General features: G+C 61.2%; 19 protein-coding genes. 11 read left to right on the top strand and 8 right to left on the bottom strand.

Going from position 1 to position 23,298, the window contains the following annotated elements; translation table 11 throughout:
• Positions 1-3: 3 nt before the first annotated feature.
• Positions 4-855 carry an STAS domain-containing protein gene (locus C6Y56_RS15455; RefSeq protein ID WP_169430623.1) on the bottom strand — a complete coding sequence of 284 codons (852 nt, stop codon included), beginning with the start codon at positions 853-855 and terminating at the stop codon, positions 4-6.
• 239 nt (positions 856-1,094) lie between these two features.
• A complete protein-coding gene (locus C6Y56_RS15450) occupies positions 1,095-1,616 on the bottom strand; it encodes a DUF4142 domain-containing protein (protein WP_169430622.1) in 522 nt (173 codons plus the stop codon).
• A gap of 206 nt (positions 1,617-1,822) precedes the next feature.
• Between C6Y56_RS15450 and C6Y56_RS15445 the strand changes: the two genes are divergently transcribed.
• Together C6Y56_RS15445 and C6Y56_RS15440 are read left to right on the top strand one after the other, a co-directional pair.
• Complete coding sequence (locus tag C6Y56_RS15445) at positions 1,823-2,065, top strand: YdcH family protein (protein WP_039768852.1); 243 nt, start codon at positions 1,823-1,825, stop codon at positions 2,063-2,065.
• A 109-nt stretch (positions 2,066-2,174) separates the two neighbouring features.
• Complete coding sequence (locus tag C6Y56_RS15440; protein WP_169430621.1) at positions 2,175-2,345, top strand: hypothetical protein; 171 nt, start codon at positions 2,175-2,177, stop codon at positions 2,343-2,345.
• Positions 2,346-2,453: 108 nt separating this feature from the next.
• Here the strand turns inward: C6Y56_RS15440 and C6Y56_RS15435 are convergent, their stop codons facing one another.
• The 4 genes from C6Y56_RS15435 to C6Y56_RS15420 form a co-directional block, all read right to left on the bottom strand.
• Positions 2,454-3,470, bottom strand: a complete 1,017-nt coding sequence (locus tag C6Y56_RS15435; RefSeq protein ID WP_432760329.1) for an SMP-30/gluconolactonase/LRE family protein — start codon at positions 3,468-3,470, stop codon at positions 2,454-2,456.
• A 56-nt stretch (positions 3,471-3,526) separates the two neighbouring features.
• Positions 3,527-4,672 carry a sterol desaturase/SRPBCC family protein gene (locus C6Y56_RS15430; protein WP_169430619.1) on the bottom strand — a complete coding sequence of 382 codons (1,146 nt, stop codon included), beginning with the start codon at positions 4,670-4,672 and terminating at the stop codon, positions 3,527-3,529.
• Positions 4,673-4,781: 109 nt separating this feature from the next.
• Positions 4,782-5,645 (bottom strand): LysR family transcriptional regulator, encoded by an 864-nt coding sequence (locus tag C6Y56_RS15425; RefSeq protein ID WP_169432655.1) that lies wholly within the window; start codon positions 5,643-5,645, stop codon positions 4,782-4,784.
• 237 nt (positions 5,646-5,882) lie between these two features.
• Positions 5,883-7,601, bottom strand: a complete 1,719-nt coding sequence (locus tag C6Y56_RS15420; protein WP_169430618.1) for a hydrogenase maturation protein — start codon at positions 7,599-7,601, stop codon at positions 5,883-5,885.
• Between the two features lie 298 nt (positions 7,602-7,899).
• Here C6Y56_RS15420 and C6Y56_RS15415 point away from each other — a divergent pair, with 298 nt between their 5' ends.
• From C6Y56_RS15415 to C6Y56_RS15380, 8 genes are all read left to right on the top strand, one after another.
• On the top strand, positions 7,900-8,406 hold the full coding sequence (locus C6Y56_RS15415; RefSeq protein ID WP_169430617.1) for a sigma-70 family RNA polymerase sigma factor: 507 nt from the start codon (positions 7,900-7,902) through the stop codon (positions 8,404-8,406).
• The gene (locus tag C6Y56_RS15410; protein ID WP_169430616.1) at positions 8,403-9,353 is read left to right on the top strand and encodes a FecR domain-containing protein; all 951 of its coding nucleotides are present in this window, start codon (positions 8,403-8,405) and stop codon (positions 9,351-9,353) included. Before C6Y56_RS15415 ends, C6Y56_RS15410 begins: the two co-directional genes overlap by 4 nt.
• A 91-nt stretch (positions 9,354-9,444) precedes the next feature.
• Positions 9,445-12,363, top strand: coding sequence for a TonB-dependent receptor (locus C6Y56_RS15405; protein ID WP_169430615.1), 2,919 nt, complete (start codon positions 9,445-9,447; stop codon positions 12,361-12,363).
• 144 nt (positions 12,364-12,507) lie between these two features.
• Positions 12,508-15,162 carry a TonB-dependent receptor gene (locus C6Y56_RS15400; RefSeq protein ID WP_169430614.1) on the top strand — a complete coding sequence of 885 codons (2,655 nt, stop codon included), beginning with the start codon at positions 12,508-12,510 and terminating at the stop codon, positions 15,160-15,162.
• Positions 15,163-15,391: 229 nt separating this feature from the next.
• A complete protein-coding gene (locus C6Y56_RS15395) occupies positions 15,392-17,242 on the top strand; it encodes an extracellular solute-binding protein (protein WP_169430613.1) in 1,851 nt (616 codons plus the stop codon).
• Positions 17,229-18,293 carry a microcin C ABC transporter permease YejB gene (locus C6Y56_RS15390; protein ID WP_169430612.1) on the top strand — a complete coding sequence of 355 codons (1,065 nt, stop codon included), beginning with the start codon at positions 17,229-17,231 and terminating at the stop codon, positions 18,291-18,293. Before C6Y56_RS15395 ends, C6Y56_RS15390 begins: the two co-directional genes overlap by 14 nt.
• The gene (locus tag C6Y56_RS15385) at positions 18,293-19,315 is read left to right on the top strand and encodes an ABC transporter permease (RefSeq protein WP_169430611.1); all 1,023 of its coding nucleotides are present in this window, start codon (positions 18,293-18,295) and stop codon (positions 19,313-19,315) included. Before C6Y56_RS15390 ends, C6Y56_RS15385 begins: the two co-directional genes overlap by 1 nt.
• A 1-nt stretch (position 19,316) precedes the next feature.
• Positions 19,317-20,900: an ABC transporter ATP-binding protein gene (locus tag C6Y56_RS15380; protein WP_169430610.1), complete on the top strand. Its 1,584-nt coding sequence runs from the start codon at positions 19,317-19,319 to the stop codon at positions 20,898-20,900.
• A 52-nt stretch (positions 20,901-20,952) separates the two neighbouring features.
• On the opposite strand, the gene C6Y56_RS15375 is transcribed toward C6Y56_RS15380, so the two are convergent.
• Positions 20,953-21,270: an SCP2 sterol-binding domain-containing protein gene (locus C6Y56_RS15375; protein ID WP_007959502.1), complete on the bottom strand. Its 318-nt coding sequence runs from the start codon at positions 21,268-21,270 to the stop codon at positions 20,953-20,955.
• A gap of 48 nt (positions 21,271-21,318) precedes the next feature.
• Positions 21,319-22,029: a histidine phosphatase family protein gene (locus C6Y56_RS15370; protein ID WP_169430609.1), complete on the bottom strand. Its 711-nt coding sequence runs from the start codon at positions 22,027-22,029 to the stop codon at positions 21,319-21,321.
• A 207-nt stretch (positions 22,030-22,236) separates the two neighbouring features.
• On the opposite strand from C6Y56_RS15370, the gene sohB reads away from it, so the two are divergent.
• Complete coding sequence (sohB, locus tag C6Y56_RS15365; RefSeq protein ID WP_169430608.1) at positions 22,237-23,259, top strand: protease SohB; 1,023 nt, start codon at positions 22,237-22,239, stop codon at positions 23,257-23,259.
• Positions 23,260-23,298 lie beyond the last annotated feature (39 nt).

Below are 23,298 nucleotides of genomic sequence, written 5' to 3'. Positions count from 1 at the left end.
TGTTCAGACCGTCTTGGTGAGGGTAATGCCCAGACGGGTCAAGGCCAGTTTCAGCGCATCGGCCAGATTGGCCTTGGTCACCACGCCTTGCAGGTCGAGGCCCAGGTGCACGATGGTCTGGGCTATCTGCGGACGTACGCCGCTGATGATGCAGTCGGCGCCCATCAGGCGGATCGCGGTGACGGTCTTGAGCAGGTGCTGGGCGACCAGCGTATCGACGGTCGGCACGCCGGTGATGTCGATGATGGCGATTTCCGAACCGGTGTCGACGATGCGTTGCAGCAGCGATTCCATGACGACCTGAGTGCGTTGCGAATCGAGGGTGCCGATCATCGGCAGCGCCAGTACGCCGTCCCACAATTTGACCACCGGCGTGGACAGCTCCAGCAGTTCTTCCTGCTGACGCTTGATCACCGCTTCACGGGACTTCTGGAACGTGCGGATCGTGTAAAGGCCGAAGGCATCGAACAGTTCGGAGATTTCCCAAAGCTGTTCGGCGAGCAGGGCGGGCTGGTCCTGATAATGGTTCTGCAGCAGGGCGAACAACGGGCCTTTGAGCGAGAAAATGAAATTGGCGGTTTGCTGCGAATCCTGACCGAGCAGGGCGCGGCTGTGGGAGAGCTTTTCGAGGAACTGGCGGATGGCCTCCCAACCGGGGGCGGCAATGTTGGTGCCGTTACCGTTTTCCAGACCACTGAGCACCAGTTGCAGGAATTCGCTGGTCTGTTGCTGTATGTCATGTTCCTTGAGGTTGCGGGTGGTGCCGCTGGCCTGCAATCCGTTGACCCATTCGCTCAACAGTTGTGTCTGTTTGTTCTTCATCGCATCGAGTGTGCTGTTCTGCAGTGCTGCCATGTGCGTTGTGCTCCATTGCGAATTGGGGCCGGCTCTTCGGAAAATGACCGGCGCGAAGTGAATGACCCTGGCCGTTCGAAATAGTTGTTCGTTTCTGTGAGGATATTTTTGATCCGGTGCAAGGAAAGCCCCGTTAACTCTAGTCGGCGTGGCCGGCAACGCCGATTTTTCGCACTTGTGGATGACCCAATAAAAAGAGGCCGCGTCCAGTGGAGGCGGCCTCTTTGCGTGTCTTGCGCTTATTTGGAGGGGTGTTTGGCCTGCAGTTCCTTGGCGGCTGCCAGGTGTTTTTCCAGGCCAGGCAGCATTTTCTGCGCGAAGCCCTTGAGCTCGGTGGCGCCCTTGACCTGGTCGTCGGTCACGGTGTTGGCCTCCTTCTTGAACAGCTCGATGGCTTCTTCGTGGGCTTTCACCTGATTGTTGGCGTAGGCGGCGTCGAAGGATTCATCGCGCATGTCGAGGATTTTTTCCTTGGCCTGTTTCACCAGGGTGGTGGAGTCCGGAACCTTGATGTCGTGGGCCTTGGCAATGGTAGCCAGCTCATCGTTGGCCTTGCCGTGGTCAGTGATCATCATGTTGGCGAATGCCTTGATGTCCGCCGACTGGCTCTTTTCCAGGGCGAGACGAGCGGCTTCGATCTCGGCGATGCCGCCAGCTGTCGCGTTATCGACAAAGTCGTTGTCGGTCGCGGCGAAGGCTGAGCCCATGCCGGTACTCAAGGCAACTGCCAGAAAGAGATGACGCAGTTTGAATCCGTCCATTGATGTTTCTCCACGCAGGTTTTTGTGAGCGTTATTCAATGGAGGGAATGTGCCGATCAAAGGTTTTATCGCATTTGTGCCCAAGGCGACGAACGGCCACCGCTGGTCTGACAGGTGGTCGACAGAAGGGTACAACCAAGGCCATTCTGATAACTGGCCAGCGCAATCGGTCGTGTTGGCTGCCGATCAACTGACGGAGGTGTTCCATGCCGGTGACCCATGATTTGTTACAGGACTTGAAACTCACAAAGGAAGAGATCCAGCAACGACGCACCGCGGATCCACATCTGGATGCACTGATCAACAAGTATTCCCAGGCGGACGCCGAAGTCGTCAAGGCCGAGACGGCGACCTCGGACGCCCCCAGCGATGACACACTGAAAAAACTCAAAGAGAAACGCCTGCAGGTCAAAGACAAGATCGTCGAGCAATTGCAGGCTCGATCCTGACCGTCAGTCGCGCCACCGGCCTTCGGTGGTGAAGCGACTGGAACGACAGCCCTGACTGGCACCTCGAATGTTCAGAGTCTTCACATAGCGACTCTCAGCGAGGTGCCTTATGAAAGATCCAAAATTTCCTAGTGAAGAGCAGGGCGCATTCGACCCGGTTCCCACGCATCCCGAGCCCAATAGCCCGGCGCACACTGTTCGTAATCCTGAAGAGGAACGCAAGAGCGAGGAAGTGCCGGAGGATGAGGATCCGGAAACTTTCGATAGATCCAATAACTGACAATCCGCTATCGCCAGCAGGCTGGCTCCCACATTTGGAATCCAATCCCCCTGTGGGAGCCAGCCTGCTGGCGATAGGGCCATTCGATTCACTACACAAGCCCGGTCCTCACTTCAAGGCTGCCTCCAACGGCATCCGCGCCATGTGCGTGGCTTTCAGCGAGCCGAAATACAACCAGTCGCCATACTCGCGAGCGGTGGTAATCGGCGAGTAATTGCCGTTGCTGGCATCCTGCAGATTGGCGATGACCTTGCCGTTCAGATCCAGCCCGAGGACAAAGCCGCGTTTCTCCACCGGTTTGGGCAGAACCATCATCGCCCGCACGATCATCTTGCGTACGAACGGATGCCCGGCGGTGCCATCGAGCAGCGGATTGCGCGGCGTGTACAGCGCCACCCAGAAGCGGTCCCGGCCATTGAACGCGAGGTTGTCCGGCAGCCCCGGCAGGTTGTCGATGAACAGATCGTGGGTGCCGGCGTTGGGGCCGGTCAGCCAATAGCGGCTGATGCGGTAGGCACCGGTTTCGTTGACCAGCACATAGGCGTCATCCGGGCCGAGGGTGACGCCGTTGGCGAACTCCAGCTTGTCGAGCAGAACGCTGGTCTTGCCGGTCTGGAAGTCGTAACGCAGCAAGCGACCGTCACCGCCATGCTCGATGATCGCCTCGCCGTCATGGCCGTAGCCCCAGCGACTGCTGGCATCGCTGAAGTAGGCGTAATGCCCGGACTTGTCGATGGCCACATCGTCGGTGAAGCCGAACTTCAGGCCGTTGGCTTCAGTGGTCAGCGCGGTCAGCCGTCCTTGGGCATCAAGGGACAGCAAGCCCTTGACCCCATCGGCAATCACCAGCAAGCCGTTGGGGTGTCGCGCCAGACCCAGCGGACGCCCGCCGGTATCGGCGAGCACCTGGCGCTGCTGGCCGTCGAGACTGGTGCGCAGCAGGCGCCCGTCATGCAGGCCGGTGATCAGAAAGTCATCCTCCAGCAGCAGCGCTTCGGGGCCTTCGATACCGCCCGGGCCGACCTGTTTCGCGCTTTTGAGGCGTTGGTTGTCCGCGTAGATCCCATCAGTCAATGATGGGGCGACTTGCGGCTTCCACGCCACAGGCTCGACGTTGGTCGGCATCAGCAACAGGAAGGCCAGAATCAAAATCACCAGCAGCAGGATCAGATGGCGCAGCTTCACACGTGAGCTCCTGCCAGTGCCAGATGTCGGGTGGCCATGTCGCGCAGGGCCAGCATCGAGGCCGCCGACTCGCGTTCGATGCGGCGTTTGAGCAACAGCCGATTGGCGATGCGCATGCCCAGACTGTCGAAGCGGTATTCCAGGGTGCGCACGAAGGCTGTGCCTTCGCCTGCGGCCGAGCATTCATAAGTCAGCCGCAGGGACAGTCCATGATCGCCCTGTGCCCGGGCACACCAGCGCCGTCCCGGCAGATACTCGGTGACCTCCCAGCTCAAATGGCCCTCGCGGCCGCCGGCATGAATGTCTTCCTCGAATCGCCCGCCGGCATGCAACGGGCCGGCGGGACCGTCGATTTTCAGCGAGGACGGATGCCACTCAGGCCAACGGCTCACCGTGGCGGCGTAGGCGAGTACGGCAATCGGGTCGCCGGTGATATCGATCGGATGCTGCATGCGGGTCATGGGCGTTCTCGAATCGGTGAGGGGGATGGGTTCCGGTTCCCGGTAGAGGGTGCCGAACAGGTAATCCATCAACGGCAGGACGATGTTGAAATTGCGCTCCTGCATGTGTTCACGCCGGTGATGCAATTCGTGCAGACGACGCATCTGGCGAATCCAGGGCAGGCGACTCAGCGGATGTTTTTCCGGCAAGTGTTCGCAGGCGTGGAACACCTCGTAGGTCAGGTAACCCAGTACCATGCAGCCACCGAACAGCCCGGCCACGTTGGCGTTGACCTGCGTAAACAGCCACCACAAGGGCAGGGTGATCACCAGTGTGTGCACCACGATCAGCCACGCCGGAAACAGGATCACCCGCCAGTCGCGGGCGCTGTCCCAGGTCATGTGGCCGGGGGTGAAGAAACTGTGATGGTCGCCGGCATGGCGGGCGTAGAACATCTTGGCGAAGGCTTTCTTGTGATGCCCGAGATGGCGGTGCACCACATATACGCCGAAGTTGAAGAACAGCAACGTCAGCGGCACCGTCAGCCATTCCAGCGGGTGAACCTGCTTCACGCTGCTCCAGAACGCGCCGATGGCCAGCATGCCGAACAGCAGCACGAACGCACCGTGCAGCCACGGGTTGTACAGCGGATGAATCGCCGCACGGTAGCGGCTGCGAAATGCCTCGGTGGTCTGCCTCACTGCGGTCACCTGCGGATATTGTCGTTATCCCGGCAGATTAGCCGATCCCGCCGTTTGTGCAGGGTGTACCTTGAGGTCACAACTGCCATGCTCCGGTGCATAGCGGTCGTCAGCTCAACGGGTTCCAGCGCTGCGACCAGTCGTCATCGGCCTTGATCACTTCGCGCAGCAGATCGAACGCCTGTTGCAGGATCGCCGAGTCGCGGTCGCGGGAGTACACGAGGTAGGTGGGATAGCCAAACTCCGGCGCTTTGGTGACAGTTTCCAGTGCGCCGCTTTCCAGGTAGGTGCGAACGACACGGGTACGGAAATAGCCGCTGCCGCCGTTCTCCAGAATGTATTGCAGTGCCAGCGGGCCGAGGTTGAAGCTCAGGGCCGCCTTGGCTTTTTCCGGCAGTGCGGCGTCGTGCTGGCGGCGGAAGTCTTCGCCCCAATCGATGTACACATAGGGGGCGGGGCGGTTGGGTGTCCGGACCAGAATCAGTTTCTCTTCCAGCACTTGCTCGACCTGCAGGCCCGGCCAGTATTCCGGTTGGTAGACGAGCGCGGCATCGAGCACGCCGAGTTCGAGCTGACGCAGCAGGTTCTCGCCGTCGCGGATGTCCATGCGCAGGGCATGGCTGGGGATTTTCTCGCGCAGTTCGGCGGCCCAGCTGAGCATCAACGGGTTGCACAGGCTGACCTCGCCACCGATGTGCAGCACGTTGTCGTAACCCTCGGGCAGCGGCAGGTCGCGGCGGGCGGCTTCCCAGGTCTGCACCAGTTGATTGGCGTAGACCACGAAGGCCTCGCCATTGGCGGTCAGACGCGCGCCGGCGCGGTTGCGCACGAACAGCGTGCTGCCCAACTGGCTTTCGAGCTTTTGTACGCGGGCGGTGATTGCCGTTTGCGTGACAAACAGCTTTTCTGCCGCCGCGGCGAGGCTGCCGTGGCGGACGATTTCCAGAAAGGTGCGGGCGAGGTCGATGTCCATGGGCGGGCCGGAGATTGAGGTGCCGGCATTGTAAGTCAAAAGCGCCCTCACCCTAGCCCTCTCCCGAGGGAGAGGGGACCGACCGAGTTGTCTTGCGCTATACATCGACCTGAAAGACCGAGTCGATTATGGATTCAAAGCAGATATTCCAAGTCGATGTATCTCGTCAATATCCCCGGATCAGTTCCCTCTCCTGGGGGAGAGGGCTAGGGTGAGGGGAAAAGCAGGCACCGCCGATCAACTGACCAGATCGGTCTCAACCACCCGCGCCCAATCCTCCACCAACCGCGCCGGCGTACAGCAAGTCTTGCGCTTGTACACGAAGTTGCGGCATTTCTCGGCAAACTGATTGCGGTTGTACAGCATGTCTTCCTGCATCTCTTGCAGCTCGCTTTCGCGGCACCGGCGAATCAACTCGTGATCGACCCGCAGCTTGCGCTCACGCACCGCTGCATACGTCGGATCGGTCAGTACCGAATTAGCCCGTTGCAGCAACCACAAACCAAACTCGTCCGGGCAGCGCGGGCCGATTTCCTGGACCATGCCCAGTTGCAACGCTTGAGCAGCGCTGACCGGCAGACAGGCCTGGGTCAATTGTTCGGCCATGGCCGGGCCGACGGCGCGGGGCAGGCTGTAGGTCCAGTATTCCGAGCCGTACAGGCCCATGCTCTTGTAATGCGGGTTGAGCACGATGTCAGCACGGGCGAACACGATGTCAGCCGCCAGGGCGAGCATCACACCGCCCGCGCCGGCATTGCCGGTGACGCCGCTGACCACCAGTTGCCGTGCGCTGAGTAATTCTTCGCACACATCATCGATGGCCTGGATATTGGCCCAGGCTTCGGCACCCGGATCTTCGGCGGCCTGAATCACGTTCAGGTGCACACCGTTGGAGAAACTGCCGCGTCCGCCCTTGATCAGCAGCACGTGCGTGTCGCGGGATTTGGCCCAGCGCAGGGCCTGGACCATGCGTTGGCACTGCTCGGTGCTCATGGCGCCGTTGTAGAACTCCAGGGTCAGCTCGCCGACCTGCCCGGATTCGCGGTAACGGATCGGTTGATACGCCTCATCGCTGAACGGAGCGTTGGCAATCGACCAGTCCAGCACCGGTACGTGCGCCAGTTGCCCGGCCAGCACATGCCGCGCCGGACGCTTGAAGGTTTCCTCGCCCGGTTGCGGTTTGCGTCGCAGCGAGCCGATCCACAGGCTGTGATCACCGGTGGCTACCAGCACGGCGTCGTCGTGTACCGCGAGGATCTCGCCGGGGATGCCGGTGCGTTGATCGAGGTGGGCGTCGTACACGTAATACTGCCCGCCGGCGAGGCTGGCGAGCACGCCGGGCTGGCCGTCCGCCGCGTCGATGCAGCGCTTGATGAAGCGCGAGCAGTCGTGCCAGCTGAAGGTGCGGTCATCCTGTTTCATGTTCGGTTGCAGACAGCCGCGAACCTTGGGATCGGCGTAATCCAGAGGCATCGGGACAAAGCCGTCGATGAATTTTTCCACCACTTCGCGGATGCAACGGATCGCTGCGTCGCTGACCCGGCCGTTGTACAGCTCGGATTTGCGCAGACCGGCCGGCAGGTTGAATTCGCAGGTGGCCCAGACCGGGCCGGCGTCCATTTCTTCCACCGCTTGAAGGGCGGTCACGCCCCAGGACGGCAGCTCGCGCATGATCGCCCAGTCCAGCGCGCTGGCGCCGCGATCGCCGACGATGCCGGGGTGAATGATCACCACGGGACGCTGCAGGTTGCTCCACAGCGCGTGGGGGACACGGTCCTTGAGGAACGGGCAGATCACCAGGTCAGCGCCGCTGTTTTCGATCTGTTCGCACACGGTGGTTTCGTCGGTGAACAGCACCACGCTGGGCGAATGGCCCGCCTGGCGCAGGTCCAGCCAGGCACGTTGGGTCAGACCATTGAACGCCGAAGACAAAAGAATGATGTTGAGTGATCGCATGATTGCTCTTCCTTGAAGGATCAGCCGCAGGCTCCCGGTGAGCCGTCCGTGGCTATCGATGGAGGCGCAAGGTTAGAGAGTGGCGTGGCGCGCGCCACTGATCGAGATCAACGTTGTGTCAGCCAATGTTGCCGGGGCGATAAAACGTCTTATGCTCAATGGTTTGCTTATCCTGTTTTTTTATTACTTCAAATGTCGGCGACGCTATTGCACAGTCGCAACCCTGATCAACGCCGGACGATCCCGGCGTATCCATGGATTTTCGCAGCGGGTGGAGCCCGTTTTCAGGGAGTAAGGCATGGGGAGTCACAACCCGCATTACCAGCTCATCGGGCAAATGTTCCAAAAGGACTACCGATGGTTGTGCGCCGCAGTCAGCCGTACCCTCGGCTGCCCGCACAGTGCACAGGACATTGCTTCGGAAACCTTTCTGCGAGTGCTGGCATTGCCCGATCCGCTGGCCATTCGCGAACCCCGTGCGCTGTTGACCACGATTGCCCGGCGTCTGGTCTATGAAGGCTGGCGCCGGCAGGATCTGGAGCGTGCCTATCTGCAAAGCCTGGCGCTGGCACCGGAGCCGGTGCATCCGTCGCCTGAGGAAAGGGAGTTGGTGATCGAAACGCTGCTGGCGGTGGATCGCTTGCTCAACGGCTTGTCGGCCAAGGCCAAGGCTGCGTTTCTCTACCATCAGCTCGATGGCCTGACCTACAGCGAAATCGGCGAACGCCTCGGCGTGTCCACCAGCCGTGTGCAGCAATACATGGTCGAGGCGTTCAAGCGTTGCTATCAGGCGATGCAGGCATGAGGCCGGACGAAACATTGATCGATGAAGCGGCGCAATGGATGGCGCTGTTGCAGTCGGGGGACGTCAGCCTTCAGGAACGTGCAGCGTTCGAAGCCTGGCGTGCGGCGGATCCACGGCATCAGCAGATCATCGAGCAGATGGGCGGCGGGCTGAACCTTTTGCGCCATGCGAACCTGCGGGGTTTGCCCCGTGAAAGTGTGCTGCACAGCCTGAATGCTCCCCCCAGCAGTCGTCGCCGATTCATCAGCGGTAGCCTGAGCGTACTCGCCGTCGCGGTGCTGGCCGGGTTGCTCGGGCGACGTTATGGCTGGTTGCCCGAGGCTGGCGAGTTGTCGACGGGTACAGGCGAGCGACGTCAATTCACTCTCGAGGACGGCAGCGCCCTGACGTTGAACGCCCGCAGCCGCGTGGTGCCGCGCTTCAACAGTCTCGAGCGTTTGCTGGACCTGCGCAGCGGTGAGCTGCTGATCGATGTGGCGAAAAATCTGCCCCGGCCGTTTGTCGTCGAAACCGGGCATGGGCGGATGCGTGCGCTCGGGACGAAATTCCTGGTGCAGCGTGCAGAGGATTCGACGCGGCTGGTGATGCTGCATTCGCAAGTCGAAGTGGTCACTGCCAGCGGTGCGCGGCAGGTGGTGGAGGCGGGCGAGAGTCTGTTGTTCAACGGCCGGGAAGTCCTCGCGCTGGAACGCAGCAAGGGGCAGGAAAGTGCCTGGGTTCAGGGCCGACTCGAAGTGCGCGACCGCCCCTTGAGCGAAGTCATCGACAGCCTGCGCCGCTACCGTCGCGGCATCCTGCACCTGAGCCCCGACGTTGCTGGTCTGCACCTCAGCGGTCTCTATTCGCTGGACGACAGCGACCGAACGTTGCAGTTGCTCGAACGCTCGCTGCCGATTCGCGTGACCTGGCACAACCCGTACTGGGTGAGCATCGAAGCACGGTTATAAAACCATAACTTCCCGGTCTATCCGTCCCCCTATAAAAAGCGCCGGCCCGCTGCTCATTCCCTGCAGACGCCTTCAACAGGGAAGCCCCTCGATGTTCTCATTCAAACAACAATCAACCCGCCTGACGCTGGCCGCCGCGCTGGCGATGGGCATCGCTCCTTGCGCCGTTCTGGCGCAAGACGCCGCTCAGGTGTTCAGTTTCGATATCGCCCCAGGTGCGCTCGACGAGGTACTGCTGGATATCTCGCGTCAGACCGGCGTGCCGATTTCCTTCAGCCAGAATCTGGTGCAGGGCAAGCGCAGCAGTGCGGTACGGGGTGCGTTGGGTGGCAGGCAAGCAGTTGAAAAGGCGTTATCCGGCAGCGGCCTGCAAGTCGAGCAGGGCACTCAGGGTTTGAGCATTCGTCAGGCCGAGGCGCCGAGCGCCGTGCCCGTGAAAGCCGCCGCCGAGCTGCCCGCCAGCAGCGCCGATTACCGCATGGAAAAAGTCACGGTCACCGGCTCGCGGATCGCCCGGGCGCAGTCCGACGGGGCGACGCCGGTCAACGTCATCACCCACGAAGAAATGGAAGCGCGGGGCTACAAGAACGTCTACGACGCGCTCGCCACGCAAACCCAGAACACCGGCATGACCCAGGGCGAAGACTACGGCAACACCTGGCAGCCGGCCGCCAGCGCCCTCAACCTGCGCGGCCTCGGCCCCAACCACACGCTGGTGCTGATCAACGGCCGGCGGGTCGCCGATTACCCGACGCCGTACGATGGCAAGGTCAACTTCACCAACCTTGCGAACATTCCGTCGGCGATCATCGACCGCATTGAAGTGCTCAGCAGCGGCGCCTCGGCGATCTACGGTTCGGATGCGATTGCCGGGGTGGTGAATATCATCCTCAAGGACAAGATGAATGGTGTCGATGTCAACCTCAAGGGCGGCACCAGTGAGCGCGGCGGCGGCGACAACCAGCGGTTGCAGATCAGCGGCGGCGGCAGTTGGGGCGACTTCGATGGCTTGTTCGGGCTTGAGCTGACCAACCGCGACCCGATCTGGGCCGATGATCGCGGCTTCATGCAGAGCGGGCCGCTGGCGGATGTCGGTTACCGTCGCGATCTGACCAACAACCGTTACCTGGGACCGGGCTGCGGCGCGTATCAGGGCACGTTCGACAACAAGCTGTTCAACAGCGCCGGGCGCTGCCGCACCGACCAGATGTACAACGATTACTGGACGATCCAGACGCAAAAGGAAAACTACGACGGCTACACCCGTGGCACCTGGCATTTCAGCGACAGCGGCCAGGTGTTCGCCGACCTGATGTACGGCCTCGATCACATCCAGAACAACACACGCGGCCCGAGCTTCACCTCGCCGGATTTCATCAACCAGAACAGCGGCAATCTGGAGCGCTGGTACCGGCGTTTCGGTGAAGAGGAAATCGGCGGGCGCACCAGCAACAACAGCAAGTGGCGCGACACCTCATGGACCGGCACGCTGGGGCTTTCGGACAAAATCGCCGACACCGGCTGGCACTATGATCTGGCGGTCAATCGCTCGGAATACAAAAGCGTGCGCACCACACGCTACACGCCGCTGTCGTCGATCCAGGATTTCTACCTCGGACCGCAGCTCGGTACCCGTGGCGGCTACCCGGTGTTCGCGCCGGATGCCTCGCGCCTCGACCGGCCACTGACAACCCAGGAGTGGGAGCAGTTTCGCGGCAATCTGACCCAGAGCAGCAAGTCGGTATCCACCAGTTATAACGCCTCGGTCAATGGCGATCTGTTTGACCTGCCGGCCGGCCCGGTGGGATTCGCCGGGGTGCTGGAGGCGGGCAAACAGGAATACCGCATCGACCCGGATGACAGCCTCAACGACGGCAGTTTCTACGGCGTGACCCCGGCACAAAGCTCCGGCGGCTCTCGCAAACGATACGCGGCCGGTGGCGAATTCAGCATTCCGGTCACCGACACGGTGCTGGCGACAGCCGCAGGGCGTTGGGACCAATACAAATTCAGCGGCCGCACCGAACAACAGAAAACCTACAACCTCGGCCTGGAATGGCGGCCGGTGACCAGCCTGCTGGTGCGCGGCAGCTACGGCACCAGTTTCCGCGCCCCGGACCTGAACTACATCTATCAGTCCGACAGCAACGGTTACTACCCGGCGCAGATCGACTATTACGGTTGCAGCCAGGGCGTGGAGGGCGCGTGTGATCGCGGGCGGGTCGATTACACCCAGAGCGGCACGGCGGATCTGCAATCCGAACGCGGCAAATCCTGGACCTACGGTTTCGTCTGGTCGCCGTCGCGCAACTTCGATTTCTCCACTGACTTCTGGCGGGTGGAGATCGATGACCTGCTGACCACCGTCGACGAAAACCGCCTGTTGCAGCAAGAGAACGAATGCCGCAATGGCATCCAGGACATCAACTCGGCGAACTGCCAATCGACTCTCGCTCGTGTCGATCGCAATCCCGGCAATGCCGCCATCGATCCCAACCAGTTGCAGCGGGTACGGGTGAATGCGATCAACGCGGCGAGCGAACGGGTCAGCGGCCTGGACTTCAAGAGCAACATTCGCTGGGGCGCCGGGCAGTACGGTGCGTTCAGTTCGGCGCTGGGCTACACCCTGGTGCTCTCGCATTACTACAAGGAATCGGACGAAGCCCCGACCCAGGATTGGCGCACCTCGCGCACCAACTACGACTGGCGCAGCAAGGTCAACGCCAGCCTGACCTGGGATTACCAGAAGGCCACAGCGACCCTGATGGGCATTCGCTATGGCTCGGTCACCAACGGCGCGGGCGACGGGCGTCTGTCACCGTGGACGGTGTTCAACGCCAGTGCGCGCTATCGCTTGAACGAGCGGGCAAGCGTCGGGCTGACCGTGAACAACGTGCTCAATCAGGTCAAGCATGACGACTCCGCAGGCTGGCCGTATTACCCGACCGGCAACTACGACCCGTACGGGCGACAGTGGTGGCTGGATGTGAGTTATCACTTTGGGGGATAAGCGGCCCTCCCTGGCGATTGCATGAAGCCTGTCATCACGCTGCTTTGGCATAACGTCAGCATTCAACGGTCTAAATCGGGCTCTATAAATCCCCGACACTCGTCGCACATCCCTGCATAAACCAAAACGCAGGGATGGCTGTTCATGATCCATTTTTCACCCGTTAAATCCCCTTTAAGCCTGGCCTTGCTGCTGGCAATCAACACGTTACCGGCCGTGGCTGCAGACAGCACGGCAACCGAGCCGACCACCCAATTGCAGCGGGTCGAAGTCACAGGTACCGCGATCCGCCGGGTCGATGCCGAAACCGCCGTACCGGTCACCATCCTGCGGGTCGAGGAGTTGCAGAAGCAGGGCGTGACCACCACTGAAGAGCTGGTCAACCGTATCTCGGCCAACCAGTCTTCCGTAGGTTCCGGGCGCTCGGTGGGGTCGAGCAGTGGCGGGGCGTCTTATGCGGACTTGCGCGGGATCGGCCCGAACAAGACCCTGGTGCTGCTCAACGGGCGACGCCTGAGCAACAACGCGACCAACGCCATCAATGGTTCCGGCGTCGACCTCAACACCATCCCGTTCGCCGCCATCGACCGGGTGGAAGTGCTGCGCGACGGCGCCTCGGCGCTGTACGGCACAGATGCCATCGGTGGGGTGATCAACTTCATCACCAAGACCAGCCTCACCGAAGGCCAGATCAGCACCAGCTACGACACGCCGACTCATTCCGGTGGCGGTGAAAGCCGAAACTTCAGCGGCAGCTGGGGTTTCGGTGATTTGCAGGACGATCGCTTCAACGTCTTCGGCGTCGTGAGCTACGACAAGCAGCAGCGCCTTGCGGCCGATGATCGCGCCTACACCTACAACTATCAGCCGGGGCGCGGTCTGGATTACACCTCGGGCACAGCGTCGCCCGCCAACTGGAGCCAGGGCAGCAACGCCACCAACCCATTGGCCGGTTCCGGTTGCAATGCGCCGGGGCTGCTGTCGCGCAACGGCATCTGCCGTCAGAGCCTGTGGAATTACCTGGATCTGGTGCCGGAAACCGAGAAGACCTCCGCGTTCGCCAAGGCCACTGGCAAGCTGTCGGACGATCACAACGTCAGCCTCGAATACTTTTGGGCGCGCAACGAGAACCGGACGCAGATCGGCCCTGGCACTTTGATGGGCAATCAGGTCAATCCCGGCACTGCGTTCTATCCGGGTAACGGCATCACGCCAGGGCCGAGCGGTTTCGCCCTCGACCCGACGCAGCCGGTGGACGTGAACTGGCGCGAAACGACGGTCGGCGCCCGTCAGCATGAGGATGACAACACCGGTCAGCGCCTGCTGTTGAGCTTCGACGGCACGCTGGTCGGGTGGGATTACAACCTCGGCGCGTCGTACAACCAGAACAAAGTGGTCAACACGATTCGCGGCGGATACGTGAACGACCGTGCCGTCAGCCAGGGGATCGCCAACGGCGTGATCAACCCGTTCGGTCCGCAGACGGCTGCCGGTTCAGCATTGCTGGCGGCCAACGCTGTGGACGGTGATTACGCAACCGCCGTGGGCCGGGTGAAGGCGATTGATGGCCGTGTCAGCCGCGAGATCGGTGACTGGTTTGGCGCCGGTCCTTCGGCGCTGGCGCTGGGTGGCGAGTACCGCAAGGAAGATTTCCATCAGGACTTCGCCGCATTTGCCGGGGATGTGCAGAGCCTTGGCGTCGACCCGAACGGCAGTGTGTCAGGGGATCGCAGCGTCTCGGCACAATATGCCGAGGTCAATGTGCCGGTGTTCGACAGCCTGGAATTGTCCGCCGCCGTGCGACACGACAAGTACAGCGATTTCGGCAGCACCACCAATCCGAAATACTCGTTCCGCTTCCAGCCGTTCAAGGAGCTGGTGGTGCGCGGCGCCTACAGCGAAGGATTCCGTGCGCCGTCGCTGTACGAACTCTACAACCCGAACTTCACCACCTTCACCAACGCCAATTACAACGACCCGCGCCTGTGTGCCGGTGGCAATCCGAGCAACGGCGGCATTGCCAACCGCGACTGCGCCCAGCAGTTCAACCGCACCACGGGCGGCAATACTGACCTTAGCCCGGAAACCGCGCGCAACGTCACCCTCGGTTTTGTTTATCAGCCGTTTGATCGCCTGACCACCGGGCTGGACTTCTGGTGGATCAGCATCGCCAATCAGATCGCCGAATTCCCCGAATCCGCGGTGTTCGAGAACCCGGAACTGTATCCGGAGCGTTTGATCCGCAAGCCTGACGGCTCTATCGATCACGTCGTCACCGGTCTGGCCAACCTCGGCAAGATCAAGACCAACGGCGTCGACGTCAGTTTCGACTATCGCCTGCCAAGCACGTCCTTCGGTGACTTCGGCATCGGCCTGCAAGGGACTTATGTCAGCCGTTATGAGTATCAGCAGCAGCTCAAGGGCGATTTCATCGACAAGCTCGGGGATTTTCGCGGGGGTGACTTCGCGTCGGCCGGCGCGGTGGCCCGCTGGCGTCACAGCCTGACCGGCAGCTGGAGCCATGGCCCGTTCGGCGCGAGCCTGACCAACCGCTACACCAGCGGTTACCACGACTCGGATCGCGAGACTCACGATTACGTCGGTTCGTACAACGTCTGGGACGTGGCCGGCACCTACACCTGGCGCAAGACTCTGGCGGTGACCCTCGGGGTGAAAAACCTGTTCGACCGCGAGCCGCCCTTCAGCAATCAGACCTACACGTTCCAGAGCGGCTACGACCCGAAATATGGCGACCCGTTTGGCCGCACGTTGTACACGCGGGTCAATTACAAGTTCTGAGAAAGGTTAGGTAAGGGCGGGTTTTAGTTATTTATCGTTCTAAATCTCGCCCTATAAAAAATGCCGGCCTGTTGCACATCACAGGTAGGCAGGAGGTGTGGTGACTGCTTTGGCCCTATCGCGAGCAGGCTCGCTCCCACAGGTGTTTTGTGTTCATTGCGAACCATTGTGGGAGCGAGCCTGCTCGCGATGGGGCCATCGGAGGCGCCCAATTATCAGGATCTTTCCGATGCTCTCCAGACTCATGCTTTTCAGCATCTTCGTGTTGTCGAGCCCGCTCATTTTCGCCGCGCCCCAACACGCCCTCACGGTCTACGGCGAAGCGCCGAAATACGCCGCGGATTTCCAGCACCTGGCTTACGCCAACCCCGACGCGCCCAAGGGTGGAACCTTGCGCCGCTCTTCGCTGGAGAGCGGTCCGTTCGATCACCTGATTCCCTACATCGACAAAGGCACAGGTGTCGCCGAAATCGATGGCTGGCTCTACGCGCCGCTGGCCTATCGCAGCAAGGACGAGCCTTACAGCGTCTACGGTGTGGTCGCGCAGAGGATGGAGCTGGACGCGGACCGGCGCTGGCTGCGCTTTTACCTCAACCCCAAGGCACGGTTCGAGGACGGCGCGCCGATCACCGCCGAAGACGTGCGTTACACCTTCGAGCTGTTCACCACTCAGGGCAGCCTCAAGTATCGCCAGCAGTTTCGTGATGTCGCCGAGGTGCAGGTCGAGTCGCCGACCCAGGTGCGTTTCATGTTCAAGAACAACGAGAGCCGAACCTTGCCGCTGGATCTGGCGACATTGCCGGTGTTGCCCGAGCATTGGTGGCGTACACGCAATTTCGCCGATGGCGCAGGCTTCGAGATTCCGCCGGGCAGCGGGCCGTACAGGGTCAGCGCGGTGGATGCCGGGCGCAGCGTGAAATTCCAGCGGGTCAAGGACTGGTGGGCCAGGGATCTGCCGATCACTCGCGGGCTTTATAACTTCGATCAATTGAGCGTGGAGTTCTTTGCCGACACTGACGTGTCACGACAAGTGCTCAAGGCCGGCGGCTTCGATTACAACCGCGAGTTCTCCGCCACCAGTTACACCATCGGTTATGCCGGCGCAGCGCTGGAGCAGGGCAAGTTGCTGCGCGAACACCTCGCACCCGGTGCTGCGCAAGGCGCCCAGGGGTTTGTGTTCAATCTGCAAAAACCGATGTTTCAGGATCGCCGGGTGCGGCAGGCAATTGCCATGCTCTGGGATTTCGAATGGAGCAACCGGCAGATGATGCGCAGCCTGTACCTGCGCCAGCGCAGTTACTTTTCCCATAGCGCGTTGTCGGCCACCGAGTTGCCGGATGCCGAAGAACTGAAAATCCTCGAACCGTGGCGCGGCAAGATCCCCGATGAGGTGTTCAGCCAGGTGTTCGAAGCGCCGCGCACTGATGGCAGTGGCAACATCCGTGCGCAACAGTTGCAGGCGCTGAAATTGCTGGAGGCCGCCGGCTGGAAACCCCGTGGCGATCAATTGGTGAATGCCGCCGGCGAGCCGCTGCAATTCACCTTTCTCAACGGCCAGAAAGGATTCGAACGCCTGCTGCTGCCGTTCAAGCGCAACCTGGCGCAGATCGGTATCGGCTTCGATATTCGTCAGGTCGACACCGCGCAATACACCAACCGCGTGCGCAGCCGCGACTACGACATGATTGTCGTCGGTTACCCGGTCAGTCAGGCGCCGGGGCGCGAGCTGTTCAACTATTTCGGTTCCGAGGGTGCCGATGATCCGGGCTCCAACAACTACATGGTGCTGCGCGACCCGGCGGTGGATGCGCTGCTCGAAGGCGTGGTGCAGGCCGACAATCGCGAAAGTCTTCTGCGCCACGCCCATGCTCTGGATCGGGTGTTGCAGTGGGGCTATTACTGGATTCCCAACTATTACCCACCGGGCATCTCCACGGTGTGGTGGAACCGTTTCGGTCGCCCGGCCATTGCGCCGCTGTACGACGCCGGACTCGACACCTGGTGGGAAATCAGCCCGACCGCGCTGACCTCGACGCAGATGCAGCAACAGCAAAAGGAGTACGCCCATGTGGGGTTATAGCCTGCGGCGTCTGCTGCTGATCGTGCCGACCTTGCTGGCAATTCTGCTGGTGAACTTCGTGATCGTGCAGGCTGCGCCCGGTGGCCCGGTCGAGCAGGCCATCGCTCGATTGCAGGGGATTGGTGTCGGTGCCGCGGTGGGTGCCAGTCATGTCGAAACCATTGGCGGTGAGTCCCGCGCCACCCGTGGCCTGGACCCGAAACTGGTGGCCGAGATCGAGCGCCAGTACGGGTTCGACAAAGGTGCCGGTGAGCGTCTGTGGCTGATGCTCAAGAGCTACGCGCAACTGGACTTCGGCAAGAGTTTTTTTCGAGGCGCGTCGGTGACCGAACTGATCTGGCAGAAGCTGCCGGTGACCCTGTCGCTGGGTTTGTGGGCGACGCTGATCACTTATCTGGTGTCGATTCCGCTGGGCATCCGCAAGGCGGTGCACAATGGCTCGGCGTTCGATGTCTGGAGCAGCGCGGCGATCATCATCGGCTATGCGATGCCGGGGTTTCTGTTTGCGCTGCTGCTGATCGTGGTGTTTGCCGGCGGTACGGCGCTGGACTGGTTTCCGGTACGCGGGCTGGTCTCGGACAACTTCGCCGAGCTGTCGCTGTGGGGCAAGGTGGCGGACTACTTCTGGCATCTGGTGCTGCCAGTCAGCGCGCTGGTAATCGGCGGATTCGCGACGCTGACGATCCTGACCAAAAACAGTTTTCTCAACGAGATCTCGCGGCTGTACGTGGTCACCGCCCGGGCCAAGGGCCTGAGTGAGCGGCAGGTGCTGTACGGGCATGTGTTTCGCAACGCGATGCTGTTGGTGGTGGCTGGATTGCCTCAGGCATTGGTCACGGTGTTTTTCGGTGGTTCGCTCTTGATCGAAGTGATTTTCTCCCTCGACGGCCTCGGCCGCCTGAGTTACGAAGCAGCGGTGTCGCGGGATTACCCGGTGGTGTTCGGTTCGCTGTTCATCTTCACTCTGTTCGGGCTCTTGATAAAACTGCTGGGCGACCTGTGTTACACGCTGGTCGATCCGCGTATCGACTTTTCCGCGAGGGCAGCCTGATGCTGACACTTTCTCCCATCGGGCAGCGCCGCTGGGCGCGGTTCAAGGCTCATCGGCGCGGCTGGTGGTCGTTGTGGCTGTTTCTCGCACTGTTCGGCCTGAGCCTGGGCGGCGAGCTGGTCGCCAACGACAAACCGTTGCTGGTGACGTATCAGGGCGAGTGGTATTTCCCGGCGTTCAAGCGCTACACCGAGCAGGATTTCGGTGGCGAGCTGCCGTTCCAGCCCGACTACCGCAGTGCCCAGGTGCGTGAACTGATCGAGGGGCAGGGCGGACGGATGTGGTTTGCGCCGATCCCGTTCGGTTTCGACACGGTCAATTACGACCTGACCCAACCGGCACCAAGCCCGCCTTCCGGCGAAAACTGGCTGGGCACCGACGATCAGGCGCGGGATGTGCTGGCACGGGTGATCTTTGGTACGCGGGTTTCGTTGCTGTTTGCCTTGTCATTGACCGCCGCGAGTGCGCTGATCGGTATCGCAGCCGGTGCCCTGCAAGGTTATTACGGCGCCTGGGTCGATCTGATCGGGCAGCGTTTGCTGGAGGTCTGGTCGGGGCTGCCGGTGTTGTATCTGCTGATCATTCTGTCCGGATTCGTCGAGCCGAATTTCTGGTGGTTGCTGGGGATCATGGCGCTGTTTTCCTGGCTGAGTCTGGTGGACGTGGTGCGCGCCGAGTTCCTGCGCAGCCGGGGCCTGGAGTACGTGAAGGCAGCGCGGGCGCTGGGCGTCGGCGATGCGCAGGTGATCGTGCGACACATTCTGCCCAATGCCATGAGTGCGACGTTGACGTACTTGCCGTTCATTCTGACCGGGGCAATTGCCACGTTGTCGGCGCTGGATTTTCTCGGCTTCGGCATGCCCGCCGGCAGTGCTTCGCTGGGCGAACTGATCGGTCAGGGAAAGAACAATCTGCAAGCGCCGTGGCTGGGCCTGACGGCGTTCTTTGCGCTCGCGCTGATTCTTTCATTGCTCGTCTTCATCGGCGAAGCCTGCCGTGATGCCTTCGACCCCAGGACTTGATATGCGTGAACATTTGATCGAAATACGCGACCTGCGAGTGGCGTTCAAAGGGCAGGAAGTGGTGCACGGCATCGACCTCGACATTTGCCCGGGAGAGTGCCTGGCGCTGGTGGGCGAGTCCGGTTCCGGCAAGTCGGTGACGGCCCACAGCATTCTGCAACTGCTGGACCCGAACATCACGCAGATCGACGGCAGCATTCGTTATGGCGGTGAAGAGTTGCTGGGTGTGCACGAGCGTTATTTGCGGCAACTGCGCGGCAACCGCATCGCGATGATTTTTCAGGAGCCGATGAGTTCGCTCAACCCGTTGCACAGCATCGAGCGGCAACTCGGCGAAAGCCTGGCGCTGCACAAAGGCCTGGCGGGCGCGGCGGCGCGCAAACGGATTCTGGAACTGTTGGAACTGGTCGGCATTCAACGTCCGCGCGAACGGCTGAAGGCGTATCCGCATCAGCTCTCCGGCGGGCAGCGGCAGCGGGTGATGATCGCCATGGCGCTGGCCTGCGAGCCGCAATTGCTGATCGCCGATGAGCCGACCACAGCCCTCGATGTCACGGTGCAACGCAAGATTCTGTTGCTGCTCAAGGAACTGCAACAGCGGTTGGGCATGGCACTGTTGATCATCAGTCACGACCTGAATCTGGTGCGCACCATCGCCCAGCGAGTGGCGGTGATGCGCGCGGGCGAAATCGTCGAACAGGCAAGCTGCGAGCAATTGTTCCGCGCACCGCAGCATCCCTACAGCATCGAGTTGCTCAACGCCGAACCTGGTGGCGCGGCACTGTGCCGTGATGCCGCGGAGGATTTGCTCGAGGTTCGTGATTTGAAGGTGCGTTTTCCACTGGGTGGCGGATGGCTGCGGGCCAAGGCGTATCTGCACGCGGTCAATGGCATCAACCTGAACCTGCAGCGGGGCAAGACGCTGGGCATTGTCGGTGAGTCCGGTTCGGGCAAGTCCACGCTGGGTCAGGCGATTCTGCGGCTGATCGACTCCCAGGGCAGCATCCGCTTCGCAGGCGAGGCGCTGGAGGGCTTGAGCGGCAAACAATTGCGGCCGTTGCGCAAGCGTCTGCAAGTGGTGTTTCAGGATCCGTTCGGCAGCCTCAGTCCGCGTTTGTGCGTGGAGCAGATCATCGCCGAGGGCTTGCAGGTGCACAGTGACTTGAACGTGCGGGAGCGCGAACAGGCCGTGATCGATGTCTTGCGCGACGTGGGCCTCGATCCGGCGACACGCCATCGCTATCCCCACGAGTTTTCCGGCGGGCAGCGGCAACGCATCGCTATCGCCCGGGCGCTGGTACTCAAGCCGGATCTGATCCTGCTGGACGAGCCGACCTCGGCGCTGGATCGCACGGTGCAGAAACAGATCGTCGCACTGTTGCGGCGATTGCAGGAGGAGCACGGCCTGACCTATCTGTTCATCAGTCATGACCTGGCGGTGGTGCGGGCACTGGCCCACGATCTGATCGTGATGAAGGACGGCGAGGTGGTGGAGCGAGGGGAAACGGACAAGTTGTTCGGCTCGGCGCGGCATCCGTATACACAGGAGTTGCTGGCAGCGTCGTTTGCCGGTTCGAGTGCCTGAAACGACAAATCCCGCCACAGGGGCGGGATTTGTTCGCAGTCTGGCTGCCGACTTACGCCGGGAACAGCTCGGACAGTTTCATCGACAGCATCATGTCGCCTTCAACGCGCAGCTTGCCGCCCATGAAGGCCTGCATGCCGTCGGTTTCACCGCTGACGATGCCTTTGAGGGTTTCGCTGTCCAGCACCAGCGTGCAGTTGGCGTCCGGGTTTTCGCCTTCCTGGATGTCGCAGGTGCCGTCTTTGACGATCAGGGCGTATTGCTTGTCTTCGTCAGTGATGTTGAAACCGAAGACCAGATCCAGACCGGCAGCGGCGGCTGGGTTGAACTTGGCTTGCATTGCTTTTACGGCATCAGCTACGGAGGTCATGGTTCGATCCTTTTTGGTTGATTGCAGCAGGGTCACAGTAATCCGGACTCAGCGAAACGTGATGAGTTCCGGGGCCTTCAGCAGTTGCAGATGTGCATGACTGTTGAAGGAAGCCAGCGCCACCTCGCGACCGCGAAACTTCAGCTGGTTGAGCGAGGTGTTGACGATTTGCCAGTTCAGTTCAAAGGCCTGTCGCGCAGGTATTTGAGTGATGAGGTGGAGCAGGGCGGTGATTGTGCCGCCGGAAGTGAACACCGCGATTTTCTGGGTGTTGTCGGCTTGTTCGAGTATTCGGTGCAGACCGGCCTGGACCCGCTCGACGAAACCCAGCCAGCTTTCCAGGCCGGGTGTGTCGTAGGTGCCGGCGAGCCAGCGCTCGATGATCAGCGCGAAAATGCGCTGGAATTCGCCACGGTTCTGTGCGGCGTTGCGCAGAATCTCCAGTGCTTCGGGTTCTTCGGGCAGCATGGCCGGCAGCAGGGCGCGGATCACGGCGTCGGCGTCGAATTCGTTGAAGGCTGAATCGATTTCCAGAACCGGAACCGGCAGGCCGACAGCCGCGAATTGTTCCAGCGCGCTGTTGGCCGTGTGCTGCTGACGACGCAGATCGCCCGACAGGCAGCGGTCGAAGCTGATTCCGAGTTCGGCCAGGTGACGGCCGAGGATTTCTGCCTGGCGAACACCGGTCGGCGACAGGACGTCATAGTCGTCTGCACCAAAGGAGGCCTGGCCATGTCGAATCAAGTAGATGCTGCCCACGTCCGCGTCATCCCGGTACGTTGAAGGTTGTGGCGAGGTTATGGGGATGACGGTGAGCTGTCAATGAAAAAACATACGCTTGTTTGAAATGCCCGTTCCAGCCTTGTTGCCAGAGGTTTCACGGCTGGCCGACCGGCCGGTGCATGGGTATGCTGGAGCCAATTCCCGCGTGTGTTTCACGACCGCGCATCGTTTGAAGGAGTCACTGTGGAGTTTTTGACTGAATACGCCAGTTTCCTGGCCAAGACCGTCACACTGGTCATCGCCATTTTGGTGGTGCTGGCGAGTTTTGCAGCGTTGCGCAGCAAGGGCCGGCGCAAAGCCGCGGGCCAGTTGCAGGTCAGCAAGCTCAACGATTTCTATAAAGGCTTGCGTGAACGCCTGGAGCAAAGCCTGCTCGACAAGGATCAGCTCAAGGCCCTGCGCAAGGGCGAGGCCAAATCCGAGAAGAAACAGAAGAAGAATCCCGAAAGCAAATCCCGGGTGTTCGTGCTGGATTTCGATGGTGACATCAAGGCGTCCGCCACCGAGAGCCTGCGCCATGAAATCACCGCGTTGCTGACGCTTGCCACACCCAAGGACGAAGTGGTCCTGCGTCTGGAAAGCGGTGGCGGTATGGTGCACAGCTACGGCCTGGCGTCGTCGCAACTGGCGCGTATCCGTGAAGCCGGCGTGCCGTTGACCGTGTGCATCGACAAGGTGGCGGCCAGCGGCGGCTACATGATGGCGTGCATTGGCGAGAAGATCATCAGCGCACCGTTCGCCATTCTTGGTTCCATCGGCGTGGTTGCGCAGTTGCCGAATGTCAATCGCCTGCTGAAAAAGCATGATATCGATTTTGAAGTGCTGACAGCCGGCGAATACAAACGCACCCTGACCGTGTTTGGCGAAAACACCGAGAAGGGCCGGGAGAAATTCCAGGAAGACCTGGACATCACCCATCAGTTGTTCAAGAACTTCGTTGCCCGTTATCGCCCGCAGCTGGCGATCGACGAAGTCGCCACCGGTGAAGTCTGGCTCGGCCTCGCGGCGCTGGACAAGCAACTTGTGGACGAACTCAAGACCAGTGACGAGTACCTGGCGGACCGGGCGAAAAAGTCCGAGGTCTATCACCTGCACTACGCCGAGCGCAAAAGCCTGCAGGAGCGCATCGGCATGGCGGCCAGCGGTTCGCTGGATCGTGTGTTGCTGAGCTGGTGGAGCCGGCTGACCCAGCAACGGTTCTGGTAAAGCGGGCATAAAAAACGCCGGTCGAATGACCGGCGTTTT

The sequence above is a fragment of the Pseudomonas fluorescens genome, assembly GCF_012974785.1.
GTDB lineage: Bacteria > Pseudomonadota > Gammaproteobacteria > Pseudomonadales > Pseudomonadaceae > Aquipseudomonas > Aquipseudomonas fluorescens_BT.
This window is presented reverse-complemented; position numbering and strand designations above follow the sequence as displayed.

What these genes read in the sequence shown, in the direction of transcription:
- C6Y56_RS15405 (WP_169430615.1), top strand. Translation starts at nt 9,445, where the DNA reads ATGTTCTCATTCAAACAACAATCAACCCGCCTGACGCTGGCCGCCGCG.
- C6Y56_RS15445 (WP_039768852.1), top strand. Translation starts at nt 1,823, where the DNA reads ATGCCGGTGACCCATGATTTGTTACAGGACTTGAAACTCACAAAGGAA.
- C6Y56_RS15395 (WP_169430613.1), top strand. Translation starts at nt 15,392, where the DNA reads ATGCTCTCCAGACTCATGCTTTTCAGCATCTTCGTGTTGTCGAGCCCG.
- C6Y56_RS15375 (WP_007959502.1), bottom strand. Translation starts at nt 21,270, where the DNA reads ATGACCTCCGTAGCTGATGCCGTAAAAGCAATGCAAGCCAAGTTCAAC.
- C6Y56_RS15450 (WP_169430622.1), bottom strand. Translation starts at nt 1,616, where the DNA reads ATGGACGGATTCAAACTGCGTCATCTCTTTCTGGCAGTTGCCTTGAGT.
- C6Y56_RS15390 (WP_169430612.1), top strand. Translation starts at nt 17,229, where the DNA reads ATGTGGGGTTATAGCCTGCGGCGTCTGCTGCTGATCGTGCCGACCTTG.
- C6Y56_RS15425 (WP_169432655.1), bottom strand. Translation starts at nt 5,645, where the DNA reads ATGGACATCGACCTCGCCCGCACCTTTCTGGAAATCGTCCGCCACGGC.
- C6Y56_RS15400 (WP_169430614.1), top strand. Translation starts at nt 12,508, where the DNA reads ATGATCCATTTTTCACCCGTTAAATCCCCTTTAAGCCTGGCCTTGCTG.
- C6Y56_RS15415 (WP_169430617.1), top strand. Translation starts at nt 7,900, where the DNA reads ATGGGGAGTCACAACCCGCATTACCAGCTCATCGGGCAAATGTTCCAA.
- C6Y56_RS15435 (WP_432760329.1), bottom strand. Translation starts at nt 3,470, where the DNA reads ATGCCGACCAACGTCGAGCCTGTGGCGTGGAAGCCGCAAGTCGCCCCA.
- C6Y56_RS15420 (WP_169430618.1), bottom strand. Translation starts at nt 7,601, where the DNA reads ATGCGATCACTCAACATCATTCTTTTGTCTTCGGCGTTCAATGGTCTG.
- C6Y56_RS15380 (WP_169430610.1), top strand. Translation starts at nt 19,317, where the DNA reads ATGCGTGAACATTTGATCGAAATACGCGACCTGCGAGTGGCGTTCAAA.
- C6Y56_RS15385 (WP_169430611.1), top strand. Translation starts at nt 18,293, where the DNA reads ATGCTGACACTTTCTCCCATCGGGCAGCGCCGCTGGGCGCGGTTCAAG.
- C6Y56_RS15410 (WP_169430616.1), top strand. Translation starts at nt 8,403, where the DNA reads ATGAGGCCGGACGAAACATTGATCGATGAAGCGGCGCAATGGATGGCG.
- C6Y56_RS15440 (WP_169430621.1), top strand. Translation starts at nt 2,175, where the DNA reads ATGAAAGATCCAAAATTTCCTAGTGAAGAGCAGGGCGCATTCGACCCG.
- C6Y56_RS15455 (WP_169430623.1), bottom strand. Translation starts at nt 855, where the DNA reads ATGGCAGCACTGCAGAACAGCACACTCGATGCGATGAAGAACAAACAG.